This is a genomic window from Vibrio sp. 10N.222.52.B7, assembly GCF_041474275.1.
Taxonomy (GTDB): Bacteria; Pseudomonadota; Gammaproteobacteria; order Enterobacterales; family Vibrionaceae; genus Vibrio; species Vibrio crassostreae_C.
Window position 1 is genome coordinate 1 of the sequence record NZ_JBFRTU010000346.1, and the last position, 364, is coordinate 364.

1 protein-coding gene is annotated in these 364 nt (G+C 46.7%); it reads left to right on the top strand.

Annotated features, from left to right (window positions below; translation table 11 throughout):
- Positions 1-364: LysR substrate-binding domain-containing protein (locus AB4512_RS23150; RefSeq protein ID WP_372175863.1), on the top strand; the 364-nt coding region annotated here is incomplete at both ends.

Sequence of the window (364 nt, forward strand, 5' to 3'; positions counted from 1 at the left end):
ATTCCAAACGATATGAAAAGTGACGTAATTGGTAAAATGGAGATGGTGTGGGTCGCGGCATCAAGCCACTATGTTCACAAGCGTTCTGGTGAATTCGATCAGAAGGCGAGAGAAAGTTACAGGGTTATTGCCATTGCAGACACCGCACGCGATCAGCCAGCACTAAGCATCAATATTCTAGAGAAACAGCCACGTTTAACCGTGACAAGCTTTCCTGCGAAAGTAGAGGCTTTGACATCAGGACTAGGGATTGGCACCTTACCGAATAGTGTCGCTAAACCTTTGATTGAATCTGGCGTACTACAGCAGATCTCCGGTACAGAACCACAACCGATCGATATTGTTATGGCTTGGCGACGCAACA